Below are 15,076 nucleotides of genomic sequence, written 5' to 3' on the forward strand. Positions count from 1 at the left end.
GGTGCGGGGTGATGCGGTGCGATGCGGTGTGCCGCGGTGCCGTACGGCGCGGGGGTGCCGGGTCAGCCGGGGATCAGCCCGTCGTCGCCGAGCAGCTCGCGCACCTCGGCCAGGGAGGCGTCGGGCGCGGGCAGGATCAGCTCGGAGGGTTCCAGGGCGTCGTCGGGCAGCGGCGTGCCCAGCCGGCGCACGGCGTCGAGCAGCGCCCCCAGGGTGCGCCGGAAGCCCTCCTCGTTGCCGCTCTCCATCTCGTCGAGCAGCTCGTCGTCCAGTGAGTTGAGCTCGGCGAAGTGGCTGTCGGCCAGCCTGACCTGGCCCTCCCCCATGATCCGTACGATCACGACGGTCTCCTTGCGCGGTGCGTGCGGACGTGCCGGTGAGCCGAGTCTGTCACCCGCGGCGCGTCAGCTCTTGTCGAACCGCGGCTGGTCCTGCGGACGGGTCTGGTGGGCCTGGCCCGCCGAGCCGCCCTCGATCGCCTGCTGGGAGCCGGAGCCGCCCGTCAGCTCGGCCTTCATCCGCTGGAGCTCCCGCTCCACGTCCGAGCCGCCGGAGATGCGGTCCAGCTCGGCGGTGAGGTCGTCCTTGGCCATGCCGGTGGGGTCGTCGAGCGCGCCGGAGGCGAGCAGCTCGTCGATGGCGCCGGCGCGGGCCTGGAGCTGGGCGGTCTTGTCCTCGGCACGCTGGATGGCCAGGCCGACGTCGCCCATCTCCTCGGAGATGCCGGAGAAGGCCTCGCCGATGCGGGTCTGGGCCTGGGCCGCCGTGTAGGTCGCCTTGATGGTCTCCTTCTTCGTACGGAAGGCGTCCACCTTGGCCTGCAGGCGCTGGGAGGCGAGCGTGAGCTTCTCCTCCTCGCCCTGGAGGGTCTGGTGCTGCGTCTGGAGGTCGCTCACCTGCTGCTGCAGGGCGGCACGGCGGGTCAGCGCCTCACGTGCCAGGTCCTCCCGGCCGAGGGCGAGCGCCTTGCGGCCCTGCTCCTCCAGCTTGGTGGACTGGCTCTGCAGCTGGTTGAGCTGGAGCTCCAGGCGCTTGCGGGACGTCGCCACGTCGGCGACGCCTCGGCGCACCTTCTGCAGCAGCTCGAGCTGCTTCTGGTACGAGTAGTCGAGGGTCTCGCGGGGATCCTCGGCCCGGTCCAGGGCCTTGTTGGCCTTCGCGCGGAAGATCATTCCCATCCGCTTCATGACACCGCTCATGGGCCTCGCGCGCCCCCTTCTGACCGAACTGTCGGGCATAGGCTCCAGCACTCTTGCAGAACCCACAGTACGGGCCCCGCTTCCATTACCGCACTGTTCGGACGCGGATGGGGTCCTCCTGCAGGACGATCAGCACGGCGGGTCCTCCGGCGCGAGGAGTAGGGGGTCACGCCGGCGCCGCGCGGGGCCGGCGCACTCCGTTGCCGGATCGTGCCCGAAGGGGCGGCCCGGACCCCGTACCCTTGGGTTCTGTGTTCCGAAGCCGTTCGAAAGCGCAGGCCGCGACCCCCGAGGTGACCGCGGACCAGCCCAAGCAGCCCCGTGATCCGCAGGCCCCCAAGGGCCGCCCCACCCCGAAGCGGAGCGCGGCCAACGCCCAGCGCCGCTCGCTGGCCTCCACGCCCGCGAACCGCAAGGATGCCGCCCGCCGGCAGCGCGAGGCGCGCCGCGTGGACCTGGCCCGTCAGCGCGAGGCCCTGGCCAGCGGGGACGAGCGGTACCTCCCTGCCCGCGACAAGGGTCCGGTGCGCTCCTTCGCCCGTGACTTCGTGGACTCGCGGTACTCGGTGGCGGAGTTCTTCCTGCCGCTGGCCGTGCTGATCCTCGTCCTGAGCATGATCAACCGCGGGGCCTTCCAGAGCTATGTGCTGCTGGCGTGGCTCGTGGTCATCCTGCTGATCGCCATCAACTCGGTGATCACCGCCCTCACCCTGAAGCGTGCCCTCAAGGAGCGCTTCCCCGACGAGAACACCCGTGGCGCGGTCCCCTACGCGCTGATGCGCACCCTGCAGATGCGCCGCCTGCGTCTGCCCAAGCCGAAGGTCAAGCGCGGGGCGAAGCCCTGAGCGCCCTCGCGCCCGGCTTCGGCGGGGGCGCCCGGGGGTGGCTGGACGGTCTCGGGGGGCTGCGGAACACCGTCCGCCAGGAGCTGGTCGCCCGCCAGACCGACGAGCAGATAGCCGCCCTGTTCCCCGTCGGGCGGCGGCTGCGCGTGCTCGACGTGGGTCCCGGCCAGGGCACCCAGGCGCTGCGCCTGGCCCGGGCCGGGCACGAGGTGACGGGCCTGGAGTCCGATCCGCTGATGGTCGGCGCCCTGCGCCGGGCGGTGGCCGCCGAGCCCGCCGGCATCCAGGAGCGGGTGCGGATCGTCGAGGGCGACGGGCGCGACACCGGCGCCCACTTCCTGCCGGGCAGCTTCGACATCGTGCTGTGCCACGGCGTGCTGATGTACCTGCCGGAGCCGGACCCGCTGCTGGCGGGCCTGGCCCGGGTGCTGGCGCCCGGCGGCCTGCTGTCGCTGGTGGTGCGCAACGCCGACGCCCTGGCCCTGCGGCCGGGCCTGACGGGCGACTGGGACACCGCGCTGGCCGCCTTCGACTCCCCCGCCTACACCAACCGGATCGGCGTCGAGGCGCGTGCGGACCGGAGGGAGACCCTGACGGCCACGCTGGCCGGGATCGGGGCGCCGCTGCGGGCCTGGTACGGCGTACGGGTCTTCACGGACCTGGCGGACGACGGGCGGACGCCGCCCGGCGACGCGGAGCTGGAACGGCTGCTGGCCGCCGAGGACCGGGCCGGCCGCACGGACCCGTATCGCGCGGTGGCCGCGCTGCTGCACCTGTGCGGCGTGCGCGGCGGCCAGTAGCGGGCCGTACGCACGAAGACGGAGGCCGCCGGCCGGGACCCCCTCGGGTCCCGGCCGGCGGCCTTCCGTCGTACGGTCGCGCCGCCCGTCAGGACTCCGCGGCGGCGTGGAGGCTCATCGGGTTCTCGTAGATCTCCGTGTCGTCCTCGAAGAGGCGCACCTGGTCCACTCCGCTCTCCAGCAGTTCCTTCCAGTACTCGCCGACCCAGGACTCCGCGTCACCCTGCGTCGTGAACTCCTCGGGCTCCGGCACCGGCGCCGTCTCGGTCCCGTCGCTCTTCTCGAACCGCCAGGTCCACACCATGTCCGCCTCCTGGGCTCTGTGAGTGTCCGGGCGCAGCCTAACGGTCCATCAGGGACCCGCGGAGGGCGAGAAAGGGTGAGCCCCGCGCGACCCCCGGGCGCGGACGCGAGACGATCAGGGGGTGGAACTCACTCTCCTCGGCACCGGAGCCCCCGACGGGCTGCCGCGCCCCGGCTGTCCCTGCGCCGCCTGTGCCACCGCCGTCGGCGGCGAGGCGCGCGCGGCGACCTCGCTGCTGGTCGACGACGCGCTGCTGCTGGACCTGACCCCGGGGCCGGCCTTCGCCGCCGCCCGCGCCGGGCACTCCATCACGGGCGTGCGCCAGGTGCTGCTCTCGCACCCGAGCGACGGGCCCGCCGTGGAGTTCCCGGCGGGGCTGCCCGCGCCGGTGCGGGTGCCCGACGGGCGCGAGCTGTCGGTGATCAGCGGCCACCGGGTGCGGGCCGTGGCGCTGGACGCGCCGGGCACGGGCTACGAGGTGACCTCCCCGGACGGGCAGCGGCTGCTGTACCTGGCGCCGGGCGCCGGCCCGGCCGGACTGGCGGGGCTCACGGGGCACTCGGGCGCGTACGCCATGGTGCTGCTGGACGTGACCGGCCGCCCCGACGCGCTGGCGCGGCTGCGCGAGGTGGGCGCGGTCGGGCCGACGACGGACGTGATCGCGGTGCATCTGGACCACGACGTCCCGCCGGGCCCGGAGCTCCACCGGCGGCTGGCGGCGGCGGGCGCCCGGACGGTGCCGGACGGCACGACGCTGCCCGTCGGCGACTACCACGCGGTGCCGGACGTGCCCCGGCGGACGCTGGTGCTGGGCGGGGCGCGCTCGGGCAAGTCGGTGGAGGCCGAGCGGCGGCTGGAGTCCTTCCCGGAGGTGATCTACGTCGCCACCGGCGGCACCCGGGACGACGACGCGGACTGGGCGGCCCGCGTGGCGCGGCACCGGGAGCGGCGGCCGGCCTCCTGGCGCACGGCCGAGACCTGCGACCTGGTGCCGCTGCTGGCGGCGGAGGGGCCGCCGCTGCTCATCGACTGCCTGGCGCTGTGGCTGACCTCCGCGATGGACGACTGCGGGGCGTGGGACGACGAGCACTGGGCGGCGGGCGGCGCGACGGAGCTGGCCGGGCGGGTGGCGGAGCTGGTGGCCGCGATACGGACCACCGGCCGCACGGTCGTGGTGGTGAGCAACGAGGTGGGCTCGGGCGTCGTCCCGGCGACGGCGTCGGGCCGGCGCTTCCGCGACGAGCTGGGCCGGCTCAACGCGGCGATCGGCGACGAGTGCGAGCACCTGCTGCTGGTGGTGGCGGGCCAGGCGCTGACGCTGCGCGGCTAGGGCCGGCCGGGGCCCGGCCGGTGGCTCTTCCGCGGTGGCGATCCCGATGCCCACCGTTCATCGCGAGGGCCGGTTGCGCGGGTGACCCGCGGGTAGTGTGTCGCGGATGAGCAGCCTGAATCTAGATGACTTCGCCACGCTGATCGAGCGCCCCGACACCGGTGTCCGGCGGGACGCCGAGGAGCGGCGCGAGCGGCTCACCCCGCCGGCCGGGTCGCTGGGCCGCCTGGACGAGCTCGGCGAGTGGCTCGCCGCGGCGCAGGGCGCGCTGCCCGTCAAGCCGGTCGAGCGGCCCCGGGTGCTGCTCTTCGCCGGCGACCACGGCATCGCGGAACTGGGTGTGTCCGGCGGGCCCGAGGGTGGCGCGCGGGAGCTCGTACGCGCCGTGCTGGACGGGGTGAGCCCGGCCGCGGTGCTGGCCCCGCGGTTCGGGGCCGGGGTGCGCGTGGTGGACATGTCCGTCGACTGCGACCCGGCCGAGCTGCCCGAGGACGTCACCCGGCACCGGGTGCGGCGCGGCTCGGGCCGTGCCGACATCGAGGACGCGCTGACCGCCGAGGAGGCGGAGGCGGCGTTCCGGGCCGGGATGGCGATCGCCGACGAGGAGGCCGACTCCGGTACCGACCTCGTCGTCCTCGGCGACCTGAGCGTGGGCGGCACCACGGCCGCCGGCATCCTGGTGGGCGCGCTGTGCGGGACGGACGCGTCCGTGGTCACCGGCCGCGGCGGCTTCGGCATCGACGACCTGGCGTGGATGCGCAAGTGCGCGGCGATCCGCGACGGACTGCGCCGGGCCCGCCCGGTGCTGGGCGACCAGCTGGCGCTGCTGGCCGCGGTGGGCGGCGCGGACCTGACGGCGATGACCGGCTTCCTGCTGCAGAGCGCGGTGCGCCGGACCCCGGTGGTGCTGGACGGCGTGGTCACCTCGGCGTGCGCGCTGGTGGCCCAGCGGGTGGCGTTCCGGGCCCCGGACTGGTGGCTGGCCGGGCAGGCCAGCGGCGACCCGGCGCAGGCGAAGGCGCTCGACCGGATGGCACTCAACCCTCTGCTGGATCACGGCGTCACAGTGGGCGAGGGGACAGGGGCGCTGCTGGCCCTGCCGTTGGTGCAGGCGGCCGCGGCCCTGGCGGCGGAGCTCCCCGAGCGCTCCTGACGGGACCGGCCGTCTCCGGTACGGTCGCAGGCGCCCGGATCCCGCCGTGAAAGGGCCCCATATGCTCACTTTCCATGGGAGATGTCCGCTTGACTCCGGATGAGGGCGCCCGCGGCGGCCCGTGGCAGCGACGCGCGGCGTCGTTCGCCGTGTGGTACCTGCGTGCCGTTACGTTCGTCAACCTGCTCGGTGCCGTCTGGGTGTCCTTCGGGGCGGACGTCAGACGGCACAACGTCGACGAGTTCTTCACGCCCTATCTGCTGTCGGCGGGCTTCGCCCCGGCGGTGGTCTCGCTGTTCCTGGCGATCACCATGCGCCGGCGCAAGCGCGCCGCCTGGATCCTGAACCTGGTCCTGGCCGGGCTGCTCCTGCTGCTCCTGGTGTTCGTGATGGTCTTCCCGGAGTTCCGCCGGCACCCGCTGAACTGGTTCTCCCTGACGGCCACCACCCTGTTCGTGCTCGCCCTGCTGGTGGGCCGCCGCGAGTTCTACGCCAAGGGCGACCGCTCCAACCCCAAGCTGGCCACCGCCGTCGCCGCGGTCGGCCTGCTGGTCACCTCGCTGCTCGCGGCGGCGCTGGTCACCGTCACCAACGAGTCCACCGACGAGCAGCGCTCGACCTTCCTGGACCGCTGGCACTACGGCGTGATGCGGCTGATCTCCATCGCCGCCGACGACCAGCGCTACGCCGGCATCGCGCCCCCCGGCTGGGTCAACGTCACCATCAACGTGATGAGCACGGTCCTGCTGGTGCTGGTGCTGTTCGCCGCCTTCCGGTCGCGCCGCGCCACCGACCCGCTCACCGCCGAGGACGAGTCCCGGCTGCGCGGGCTGCTGGACCGCTTCGGCGACCGCGACTCGCTGGGCTACTTCGCCCTGCGCCGCGAGAAGAGCGTCATCTGGTCCCCCTCCGGCAAGGCCGCCGTCACCTACCGGGTCGTGGGCGGGGTGTCGCTGGCCTCCGGCGACCCGATCGGCGACCCCGAGGCCTGGCCCGGGGCCATCGAGCCGTGGCTGACCGAGGCACGCGAGCACGGCTGGATCCCGGCCGTGATGGGCGCGAGCGAGGAGGGCGGCACGATCTACGCCCGGCACGGCATGGACGCCCTGGAGCTGGGCGACGAGGCCATCGTGGACACCGCCGAGTTCACCCTCGACGGCCGGGCGATGCGCACCGTGCGCCAGGCCTACAACCGCGTCAAGCGCGCCGGCTACACCGTCACCGTCCGGCGGCACGAGGACATCCCCGAGGAGCGGATGGCCGAGCTGCTGCGCCGGGCCGACGACTGGCGCGACGGCGCGACCGAGCGCGGCTTCTCCATGGCGCTGGGCCGCCTGGGCGACCCGGACGACGGGCGCTGCGTGATGCTGGAGTGCTACGACGGCCAGGGCGAGCTGCGCGCCGTGCTGAGCTTCGTGCCCTGGGGCCCCAAGGGCCTGTCGCTGGACCTGATGCGCCGTGACCGGGACTCCGAGAACGGCCTGATGGAGTTCATGGTCATCGAACTGCTCCAGCGGGCCAAGGAGCTGGGCATCACCCAGGTGTCGCTGAACTTCGCGATGTTCCGCTCCGTCTTCGAGCGCGGCTCCAAGCTGGGCGCGGGCCCGGTACTGCGGATGTGGCGCTCGCTGCTGAGCTTCTTCTCCCGCTGGTGGCAGATCGAATCGCTCTACCGAGCAAATGCGAAATACCGCCCCATCTGGGAGCCTCGTTTCATGCTGTTCGAGAAGAGCAGTGACCTGCTGCGCATCGGGGTCGCCAGTGCCCGCGCGGAGGGCTTCCTGGAGGCTCCCGGCCTGCCCAAGTGGCTCAACCGCAAGCATCTGGAGAGCCGTCGATGACGCGCGCGGCGCTGCTCCGCGCCGCGCGCACCGAATGGGGTCCGCTGTACGCCGCCGTGTGGGGGACGCTCGTCCGCAAGCGGCTGGGAGCCGTCCCGATGACGCTCTCGGCCGTGGCCCTCACGGCGGCCTTCCAGATCGTCCAGAACCAGCACTGGGGCTTCGGGGCCGTCCAGCGGGTGGGCAGCGTGCAGGCGCGGCTGCCCTGGTGGGTGGCGCTGCTGCGGACCCCCCTGTCGCTCTTCGTGCCCGCCCTGGACCTGCCGGTGTGGGGGGCGCTGGCCCAGGTCCTCATCGTCTTCGGCATCGCCGAGTGCGCGGTGGGCCGCTGGCGGACCCTGGCCGTCTCCTACGTCGCCACGCTCGCGGGCACCCTGTACGCACGCCTGGCCATCGCCCTCGGCCCGGACTCGGTGCTGGGGCTGCCACGGGAGGCCGCGAAGGTCGTCGACACCGGCCCGTCGGCGGCCGTCGTGGGCCTGGCGATGTACGTCACCTGGCGCTACCGCGCCTGGTTCACCTTCGGCCTGGTCGTCGCCGCCATGGTCGCGGAGGTGCTCCTCAAGCCCAATCTGGCCGGCAAGGAGCACATCGCCGCGGTCGCCGCGATGCTCGTGGTGTGCGGCGTGGAGGAGCTGCTGCGGCGCCGCAAGCCCCGCCGCGACGCCCACCGGCAGCCGGGTCAGCGGTCCGGGGCGCCCGCCACCAGATCGTGAATCCGGTTCCGCACCGCCGCCCAGCGGGCGTCGTGCCGGTAGGCGCGTACCCGTGCCCGGCGCCGGGCGCGCGGCCGGTTCCGGTAGAAGCGCCGCGCCCACGGTGAGCCCGGCCGGGCCAGCCGTACGGCGGCCACGACGGCCACCAGCGGCACCACCGCGCCGATCAGCGCGAGCCGCGGCTTGCCCTTGGCCAGGGCGAACAGCGCCAGGAGGAAGTTGGCCAGCGTATTGGTCACCACGATGGTGCGGTTCTGCAGCTCGTCCGGCGTCAGCTCGTTGACCCCGAACGGGGCGAAGCCGCTGAGCACCAGGGCCACCAGCGCCGCCGTCAGCACCACGATCTCGACGCTCTTGCGGCCCTGCTCGGTCCAGTAGACGTCGTCCAGATGGAGGACGAGCGCGAACTCGTCCAGCACCAGCCCGGCGCCCATGCCGAAGAGCACGGCCGCCACGGCCGCCCCGAAGCCGTGCCGCCCCTCGGCCACCGCCCCGAAGCCGCCGACCACCATCAGCACGACGCCCGGCACCACGTGGTGGACGTGCAGCCCGCCCGGCCGGATGTTGCCGAACGGCCCCTTCCCGGCCCGGATCAGCCGGGTGATCACCCGGGTCACCAGGAAGGTGAGCACGAACGCGGCCAGCGCCAGCAGCAGCGGCAGCTTCCCCGGCTCCACGATGTTGCGTGCCAGCCAGTGACCCATGAGACTCCCGCTCCCGTACCGCTCTCCTCCCGGCCAACGTACTGCGCGAGGACGCCGGGATACCCTGCCCGCGATGACCGACACGACCTCCGCCCGGGCCGGCCTCGGCGACGCCCTGCGCTTCGCGTTCGGCACCCTCACCGTCCTGCCCGTCCCGCTCACCCGCTGGGACCGCCCCGCCGCCCGCGCCGGCATGCTGGCCGCGCCGCTGGCCGGCCTCGTCGTCGGCGGCTGCGCGGCGGCGGCCGGGGGGCTGCTCCTGCTGCTGGGGGCCGGCCCGCTGCCGGCCGCCGTGGCGGGCGTCGCGGTGCCCGCCGTGCTCACCCGGGCCCTCCATCTGGACGGGCTGGCGGACGTGGCCGACGGACTGGGCTGCGGCAAGCCCGCCGAGGACGCGCTGCGCGTCATGAAGCGGTCGGACATCGGCCCGTTCGGGGTCGTCACGCTGGTGCTCGTCCTGCTCGCCCAGGTCGCCCTGCTCGCACAGTTGTACGCGGACAGTTGGACACGCGGCGCCGTCGCGGCGGTCGTCGCCGCCCTCGCCGCGCGCTGCGCCCTGACCCTGGCCGCCCGCGCCGGCGTGCCCGCCGCCCGGCCCGAGGGGCTGGGCGCCGCGGTGGCCGGCGTGGTGCCCGTAGCGGCCGCCGCGGCCGTCACGGCCCTCGCCGCCGCGGCCGCCGGCGCGGGCGCCTGGGCGGTGCGGGGCCCGTACGCCGGGGCCCGCGCCGCCCTCGCGACGCTCCTCGCCGCGACCGCCGCCGAGGCGCTGCTCCGCCGCTGCCGGCGCCGTTTCGGCGGCGTCACGGGCGATGTGTTCGGCGCCCTGGCGGAGACCGCGGCGACCGTCGCGCTGCTCGTCGCGGCACTGGGCTGAGGGCCCCGGCCCCGATACGCTCTCGCGTGCCGGACGGCCCGAGCCCGGGCGGCCCCAGCACGGCGCATACGATGCGCAGGGTGCGGCCGGACCACCATTCACGGCCGAGAACTCAACGGAAGTAGGGACACCCACCACCGTGACTGCTCTGACTCTCAGCACTTCCAGTGCCGCGACGCTGCGCGCGGACGCCGTCGTCATCGGTGTGGCGAAGGGCCCGAAGGGCCTCGTCGTCGCGCCCGGCGCCGAAGCCGTGGACCAGGCGTTCGACGGCCGGCTGGCCACCGTCGTGGAGACCCTCGGCGCCTCCGGCGGCGAGGGCGAGGTGACCAGGCTGCCCGCCCCCGCCGGCTTCAAGGCCCCGGTCGTGCTGGCGGTCGGCCTCGGTGACCTGCCCTCCGAGGACGAGGGCTTCGGCGAGGAGACGCTGCGCCGCGCGGCCGGTGTGGCCGCCCGCGCGCTGGCCGGTTCCAAGAAGGCCGCGTTCGCCCTGCCCGTCGAGGACGCCGAGTCCGCCGGCGCCATCGGCGAGGGCGCGATGCTGGGCGCCTACGCGTTCAGCGCCTGCCGTGGCAAGGCCGCCAAGGGCGACGACAAGGCCGCGAAGAACGCCCCCCTGGCCGAGGCCGCGATCCTCGGCGGCAAGCCGCGCGACAAGGCCTTCAAGGCCGCCGTCGAGCGCGCCACCGCCGTGGCCGCCGAGGTCAACCGCGCCCGCGACCTGGTCAACCTCCCCTCCAACGACCTGGACCCCAAGGCGTTCGCCGCCACGGTCCAGGCCGCGGGCAAGGAGTTCGGCCTCAAGGTCGAGGTGCTCGACGAGAAGGCCCTGATCAAGGGCGGCTACGGCGGCATCATGGGCGTCGGCAAGGGTTCCGCCAACCCGCCGCGCCTGGTGCGCGTGGCCTACACCCACCCGAAGGCGGAGAAGACCCTCGCCCTGGTGGGCAAGGGCATCACCTACGACTCGGGCGGCATCTCCCTGAAGCCGGCCGGCCACAACGAGACCATGAAGTGCGACATGGCCGGCGCCGCCGCCGTCTTCGCCGCGGTCGTGGCCGTCGCCCGGCTGGGCCTCCAGGTCAACGTCACCGGCTGGCTGGCGCTCGCGGAGAACATGCCCTCCGGCACCGCCACCCGTCCGGGCGACGTGCTGACCATGTACAGCGGCACCACGGTCGAGGTGCTGAACACCGACGCCGAGGGCCGCCTGGTGCTGGCCGACGCGCTGACCCGCGCCTCCGAGGAGAACCCGGACGCCATCGTGGACGTCGCCACCCTCACGGGTGCCATGGTCCTCGCGCTCGGCGACCGCACCTTCGGTGTGATGGCCAACGACGACGCCTTCCGCGCCGCGCTCCACGAGATGGCCGAGGAGGTCGGCGAGCAGGCGTGGCCGATGCCGCTCCCCGCCGAGCTGCGCAAGTCCATGGACTCCCCCGTCGCCGACATGGCCAACATGGGCGAGCGCATGGGCGGCGGCCTGGTGGCCGGTCTGTTCCTCCAGGAGTTCGTGGGCGAGGGCATCACCTGGGCGCACCTGGACATCGCGGGCCCGGCCTTCCATGAGAAGGCGCCGTACGGCTACACCCCCAAGGGCGGCACCGGCTCCTCGGTGCGCACCCTGGTGCGGCTGGCCGAGCGGACCGCCGACGGCGACCTGGGCTGAGCCCGGCGGCACCGTACGGGCCGCGCGGCCCCGGGCGACGGCCCGGGGCCCCGGCCCGGTACGGTGGCGTGTTCGCTACGGACGAAACCCGCATGAACCGGCACGTTCGTACGCACGAGTAACCCCCTGAAGGTGACGCATCAGTCGTCGCCGAGCCCGGCCCGGCGTCCCGCCGTCCGTCAACAAGTGCGAAGATGTTGTCTCGGCAGGACAGGGCCCCCGTATTCACAGGGCCGAAGAAACGCGGCCGAACGACAGCCGCCGCCCGGTCATCGACGACCGGAAACGGCGTACCCATGCATGGAGGACGTGACGTGGCGAACGACGCCAGCACCGTTTTCGACCTAGTGATCCTCGGAGGCGGTAGTGGTGGTTACGCCGCTGCCCTGCGTGGAGCGCAGCTGGGTCTCGACGTCGCCCTGATCGAGAAGGACAAGCTGGGCGGCACCTGCCTCCACCGCGGTTGCATCCCCACCAAGGCTCTGCTGCACGCCGGCGAGGTCGCCGACCAGGCCCGCGAGGCCGAGCAGTTCGGTGTCAAGGCCTCCCTGGAGGGCATCGACATCGCGGGCGTCCACAAGTACAAGGACGACGTGATCTCGGGCCTGTACAAGGGTCTGCAGGGCCTGGTCGCCTCCCGCAAGGTCACCTACATCACCGGTGAGGGCCGCCTGTCCTCCCCCACCTCCGTCGACGTCGACGGCCGCCGCATCACCGGCCGCCACGTCCTGCTGGCGACCGGCTCCACGCCGAAGTCGCTGCCGGGCCTGACCATCGACGGCGACCGCGTCATCTCCTCGGACCACGCGCTGGTCCTGGACCGCGTGCCGAAGTCCGCGATCGTGCTGGGCGGCGGCGTCATCGGCGTCGAGTTCGCCTCCGCGTGGAAGTCCTTCGGCGCCGACGTCACCATCGTCGAGGCGCTCCCCCACCTCGTCCCGGTCGAGGACGAGAACAGCTCCAAGCTGCTGGAGCGCGCCTTCCGCAAGCGCGGCATCAACTTCTCCCTGGGCTCCCGCTTCTCCGGCGTGGAGTACACCGCCGACGGGGTGAAGGTCTCGCTGGAGAACGGCAAGACCTTCGAGGCCGAGCTGCTGCTCGTCGCCGTCGGCCGCGGCCCGGTCTCCCAGGGCCTGGGCTACGAGGAGGCCGGGGTCGCCATGGACCGCGGCTACGTCCTGGTCGACGAGTACATGCAGACCAACGTGCCGACCATCTCGGCCGTCGGTGACCTCGTCCCGACCCTCCAGCTCGCGCACGTCGGCTTCGCCGAGGGCATCCTGGTAGCGGAGCGTCTGGCCGGGCTCAAGCCCGTGCCGGTCGACTACGACGGCGTGCCGCGCGTCACGTACTGCCACCCGGAGGTCGCCTCCGTCGGTATCACCGAGGCGAAGGCCAAGGAGCTGTACGGCGCCGACAAGGTCGTCACCCTGAAGTACAACCTCGCGGGCAACGGCAAGAGCAAGATCCTCAAGACCGCGGGCGAGATCAAGCTCGTCCAGGTGCGGGACGGTGCCGTCGTCGGCGTACACATGGTCGGCGACCGCATGGGCGAGCAGGTGGGCGAGGCTCAGCTGATCTACAACTGGGAGGCGCTGCCCGCCGAGGTCGCGCAGCTCATCCACGCGCACCCGACGCAGAACGAGGCCATGGGTGAGGCCCACCTGGCCCTGGCCGGCAAGCCGCTGCACTCGCACGACTGAGTCCCGAGCGCACCAAGCATCCGCACTACTCGTAAGGAGCAACCGCAATCATGGCGGTTTCCGTAACCCTGCCGGCGCTCGGCGAGAGCGTGACCGAGGGCACTGTCACCCGTTGGCTCAAGGCCGAGGGTGAGCGCGTGGAGGCCGACGAGCCGCTGCTCGAGGTCTCCACCGACAAGGTCGACACCGAGATCCCGGCCCCCGCGGCCGGCATCCTCGCCTCCATCAAGGTGGCCGAGGACGAGACCGTCGAGGTCGGCGCCGAGCTCGCCGTCATCGACGACGGCACCGGCGCTCCGGCCGCTGCCGAGGCTCCGGCCGCCACCGAGGCTCCGGCCCCGGTCGCCGAGCCCGCCCCGGCCCCCGTGGCCGAGGCCCCGGCCGCCCCGGCCCCCGTCGCCGAGGCCCCCGCCGCTCCGGCCGCCGGTGGCGCCCAGGGCACCGACGTCGTCCTGCCCGCGCTGGGCGAGTCGGTCACCGAGGGCACCGTCACCCGCTGGCTGAAGGAGGTCGGCGAGACGGTCGAGGCCGACGAGCCGCTGCTCGAGGTCTCCACCGACAAGGTCGACACCGAGATCCCGGCCCCCGTCTCCGGCACCCTGCTGGAGATCCTGGTCGCCGAGGACGAGACCGCCGAGGTCGGCGCCCGTCTCGCCGTCATCGGTGCCGCCGGCGCCGCTCCGGCCGCCGCTCCGGCTCCGGCCGCCCCGGCCCCGGCCGCCGCTCCGGCCCCCGCCGCCGCGCCGGCTCCGGTCGCCGCTCCGGCCCCCGCCGCCGCCCCGGCCGCTCCGGCCCCGGCTCCGGTCGCCGCCGCCCCGGCTCCGGCCCCCGCGCCGGTCGCCCCGGCCGCTCCGGTCGCCCCGAAGGCCCCGGTCGCCACCCCGGCGACGGACGGCGCCTACGTCACCCCGCTGGTGCGCAAGCTCGCCGCCGAGTCCGGCGTCGACCTGTCCACCGTCGCGGGCACCGGCGTCGGCGGTCGCATCCGCAAGCAGGACGTCATCGCCGCCGCCGAGGCCGCCAAGGCCGCGCCGGCCCCGGCCGCCGCTCCGGCCGCCGCCGCTGCCGCCCCGAAGGCCCCGGCCCTCGAGACGTCGCCGCTGCGCGGTCAGACGGTCAAGATGACCCGCATGCGCAAGGTCATCGGCGACAACATGATGAAGGCGCTGCAGGGCCAGGCCCAGCTGAGCTCCGTGATCGAGGTGGACATCACCAAGATCATGCGGATGCGCGAGAAGGCCAAGGCCGGCTTCGCCGCCCGCGAGGGCGTCAAGCTGTCCCCGATGCCGTTCTTCGTCAAGGCCGCCGTCCAGGCGCTGAAGGCCCACCCGGTCATCAACGCCCGGATCAACGAGGACGAGGGCACCATCACCTACTTCGACTCCGAGAACGTCGGCATCGCCGTCGACTCGGAGAAGGGCCTGATGACCCCGGTCATCAAGGGTGCGGGTGACCTCAACATCGCGGGCATCGCCAAGAAGACGGCGGAGCTGGCGGGCAAGGTCCGCTCCAGCAAGATCAGCCCGGACGACCTGGCCGGCGCGACCTTCACGATCAGCAACACCGGCTCGCGCGGCGCGCTGTTCGACACGGTCATCGTGCCGCCGAACCAGGTCGCCATCCTGGGCATCGGTGCCACGGTCAAGCGCCCCGTGGTCATCGAGACCGAGGAGGGCACGACCATCGGCGTCCGCGACATGACGTACGTGACGCTCTCCTACGACCACCGCCTGGTGGACGGTGCCGACGCGGCCCGTTACCTGACGGCCGTCAAGCAGATCCTGGAGGCCGCCGAGTTCGAGACCGAGATCGGTCTGTAACTCGTCGCCCCACGGGACGCCCTCACGGCGGGGGGGGGGGGGGGGGGGGGGGGGGGGGGGGGGGGGGGGGGGGGGGGGGGGGGGGGGGGGGGGGGGGGGGGGGGGGGGGGGGGGGGGG

The 15,076-nt window shown here is 73.9% G+C and carries 14 protein-coding genes; 10 read left to right on the plus strand and 4 right to left on the minus strand.

From position 1 onward, the window contains the following. Nucleotides 1-62 precede the first annotated feature (62 nt). A complete protein-coding gene (gene pspAA, locus AC07BS_RS18565; RefSeq protein ID WP_478933210.1) occupies nt 63-341 on the minus strand; it encodes a PspA-associated protein PspAA in 279 nt (92 codons plus the stop codon). Nucleotides 342-404: 63 nt separating this feature from the next. Continuing rightward, nucleotides 405-1,199, minus strand: coding sequence for a PspA/IM30 family protein (locus tag AC07BS_RS18570; RefSeq protein WP_478641134.1), 795 nt, complete (start codon nt 1,197-1,199; stop codon nt 405-407). A gap of 251 nt (nt 1,200-1,450) precedes the next feature. Between AC07BS_RS18570 and AC07BS_RS18575 the strand changes: the two genes are divergently transcribed. Together AC07BS_RS18575 and AC07BS_RS18580 are read left to right on the plus strand one after the other, a co-directional pair. Then, entirely contained in the window at nt 1,451-2,044 is a 594-nt protein-coding gene (locus AC07BS_RS18575; protein WP_478933213.1) for a DUF3043 domain-containing protein, read from the plus strand. Between the two features lie 41 nt (nt 2,045-2,085). Next, nucleotides 2,086-2,844 (plus strand): methyltransferase domain-containing protein, encoded by a 759-nt coding sequence (locus tag AC07BS_RS18580; RefSeq protein ID WP_478933226.1) that lies wholly within the window; start codon nt 2,086-2,088, stop codon nt 2,842-2,844. Nucleotides 2,845-2,932: 88 nt separating this feature from the next. Here the strand turns inward: AC07BS_RS18580 and AC07BS_RS18585 are convergent, their stop codons facing one another. Beyond that, complete coding sequence (locus AC07BS_RS18585; RefSeq protein WP_478641137.1) at nt 2,933-3,148, minus strand: hypothetical protein; 216 nt, start codon at nt 3,146-3,148, stop codon at nt 2,933-2,935. 121 nt (nt 3,149-3,269) lie between these two features. On the opposite strand from AC07BS_RS18585, the gene AC07BS_RS18590 reads away from it, so the two are divergent. The 4 genes from AC07BS_RS18590 (at nt 3,270) to AC07BS_RS18605 (ending at nt 8,188) form a co-directional block, all read left to right on the plus strand. Further along, nucleotides 3,270-4,478 (plus strand): bifunctional adenosylcobinamide kinase/adenosylcobinamide-phosphate guanylyltransferase, encoded by a 1,209-nt coding sequence (locus tag AC07BS_RS18590; RefSeq protein WP_478933215.1) that lies wholly within the window; start codon nt 3,270-3,272, stop codon nt 4,476-4,478. A 106-nt stretch (nt 4,479-4,584) separates the two neighbouring features. Beyond that, nucleotides 4,585-5,631 (plus strand): nicotinate-nucleotide--dimethylbenzimidazole phosphoribosyltransferase, encoded by a 1,047-nt coding sequence (cobT, locus tag AC07BS_RS18595; protein ID WP_478641139.1) that lies wholly within the window; start codon nt 4,585-4,587, stop codon nt 5,629-5,631. 74 nt (nt 5,632-5,705) lie between these two features. After that, nucleotides 5,706-7,472: a phosphatidylglycerol lysyltransferase domain-containing protein gene (locus AC07BS_RS18600; RefSeq protein ID WP_478641141.1), complete on the plus strand. Its 1,767-nt coding sequence runs from the start codon at nt 5,706-5,708 to the stop codon at nt 7,470-7,472. Next, nucleotides 7,469-8,188: a hypothetical protein gene (locus AC07BS_RS18605; protein ID WP_478641143.1), complete on the plus strand. Its 720-nt coding sequence runs from the start codon at nt 7,469-7,471 to the stop codon at nt 8,186-8,188. The genes AC07BS_RS18600 and AC07BS_RS18605 overlap by 4 nt, the downstream gene beginning before the upstream one ends. Here AC07BS_RS18605 and AC07BS_RS18610 read toward each other — a convergent pair. After that, complete coding sequence (locus AC07BS_RS18610; protein ID WP_478641144.1) at nt 8,155-8,892, minus strand: hypothetical protein; 738 nt, start codon at nt 8,890-8,892, stop codon at nt 8,155-8,157. The two genes, AC07BS_RS18605 and AC07BS_RS18610, sit on opposite strands and share 34 nt — an antisense overlap. A 73-nt stretch (nt 8,893-8,965) precedes the next feature. Between AC07BS_RS18610 and AC07BS_RS18615 the strand changes: the two genes are divergently transcribed. The 4 genes from AC07BS_RS18615 to sucB all read left to right on the plus strand — a co-directional run bounded on the left by AC07BS_RS18615 (nt 8,966) and on the right by sucB (nt 14,958). Next, a complete protein-coding gene (locus AC07BS_RS18615; protein ID WP_478641146.1) occupies nt 8,966-9,766 on the plus strand; it encodes an adenosylcobinamide-GDP ribazoletransferase in 801 nt (266 codons plus the stop codon). Between the two features lie 139 nt (nt 9,767-9,905). After that, entirely contained in the window at nt 9,906-11,435 is a 1,530-nt protein-coding gene (locus AC07BS_RS18620) for a leucyl aminopeptidase (RefSeq protein ID WP_478641147.1), read from the plus strand. Nucleotides 11,436-11,749: 314 nt separating this feature from the next. Continuing rightward, the gene (lpdA, locus tag AC07BS_RS18625; protein WP_478641148.1) at nt 11,750-13,138 is read left to right on the plus strand and encodes a dihydrolipoyl dehydrogenase; all 1,389 of its coding nucleotides are present in this window, start codon (nt 11,750-11,752) and stop codon (nt 13,136-13,138) included. A gap of 50 nt (nt 13,139-13,188) precedes the next feature. Next, complete coding sequence (sucB, locus tag AC07BS_RS18630; RefSeq protein ID WP_478641149.1) at nt 13,189-14,958, plus strand: 2-oxoglutarate dehydrogenase, E2 component, dihydrolipoamide succinyltransferase; 1,770 nt, start codon at nt 13,189-13,191, stop codon at nt 14,956-14,958. Nucleotides 14,959-15,076: the final 118 nt, after the last annotated feature.

This window comes from Streptomyces sp. NPDC044063 (genome assembly GCF_056434285.1).

Excerpts from the sequence above, each read along its gene's own strand:
- AC07BS_RS18570 (WP_478641134.1), bottom strand. The coding sequence starts at position 1,199 with ATGAGCGGTGTCATGAAGCGGATGGGAATGATCTTCCGCGCGAAGGCC.
- AC07BS_RS18585 (WP_478641137.1), bottom strand. The coding sequence starts at position 3,148 with ATGGTGTGGACCTGGCGGTTCGAGAAGAGCGACGGGACCGAGACGGCG.
- cobT (WP_478641139.1), top strand. The coding sequence starts at position 4,585 with ATGAGCAGCCTGAATCTAGATGACTTCGCCACGCTGATCGAGCGCCCC.
- AC07BS_RS18605 (WP_478641143.1), top strand. The coding sequence starts at position 7,469 with ATGACGCGCGCGGCGCTGCTCCGCGCCGCGCGCACCGAATGGGGTCCG.
- AC07BS_RS18610 (WP_478641144.1), bottom strand. The coding sequence starts at position 8,892 with ATGGGTCACTGGCTGGCACGCAACATCGTGGAGCCGGGGAAGCTGCCG.
- sucB (WP_478641149.1), top strand. The coding sequence starts at position 13,189 with ATGGCGGTTTCCGTAACCCTGCCGGCGCTCGGCGAGAGCGTGACCGAG.
- AC07BS_RS18600 (WP_478641141.1), top strand. The coding sequence starts at position 5,706 with ATGGGAGATGTCCGCTTGACTCCGGATGAGGGCGCCCGCGGCGGCCCG.
- AC07BS_RS18615 (WP_478641146.1), top strand. The coding sequence starts at position 8,966 with ATGACCGACACGACCTCCGCCCGGGCCGGCCTCGGCGACGCCCTGCGC.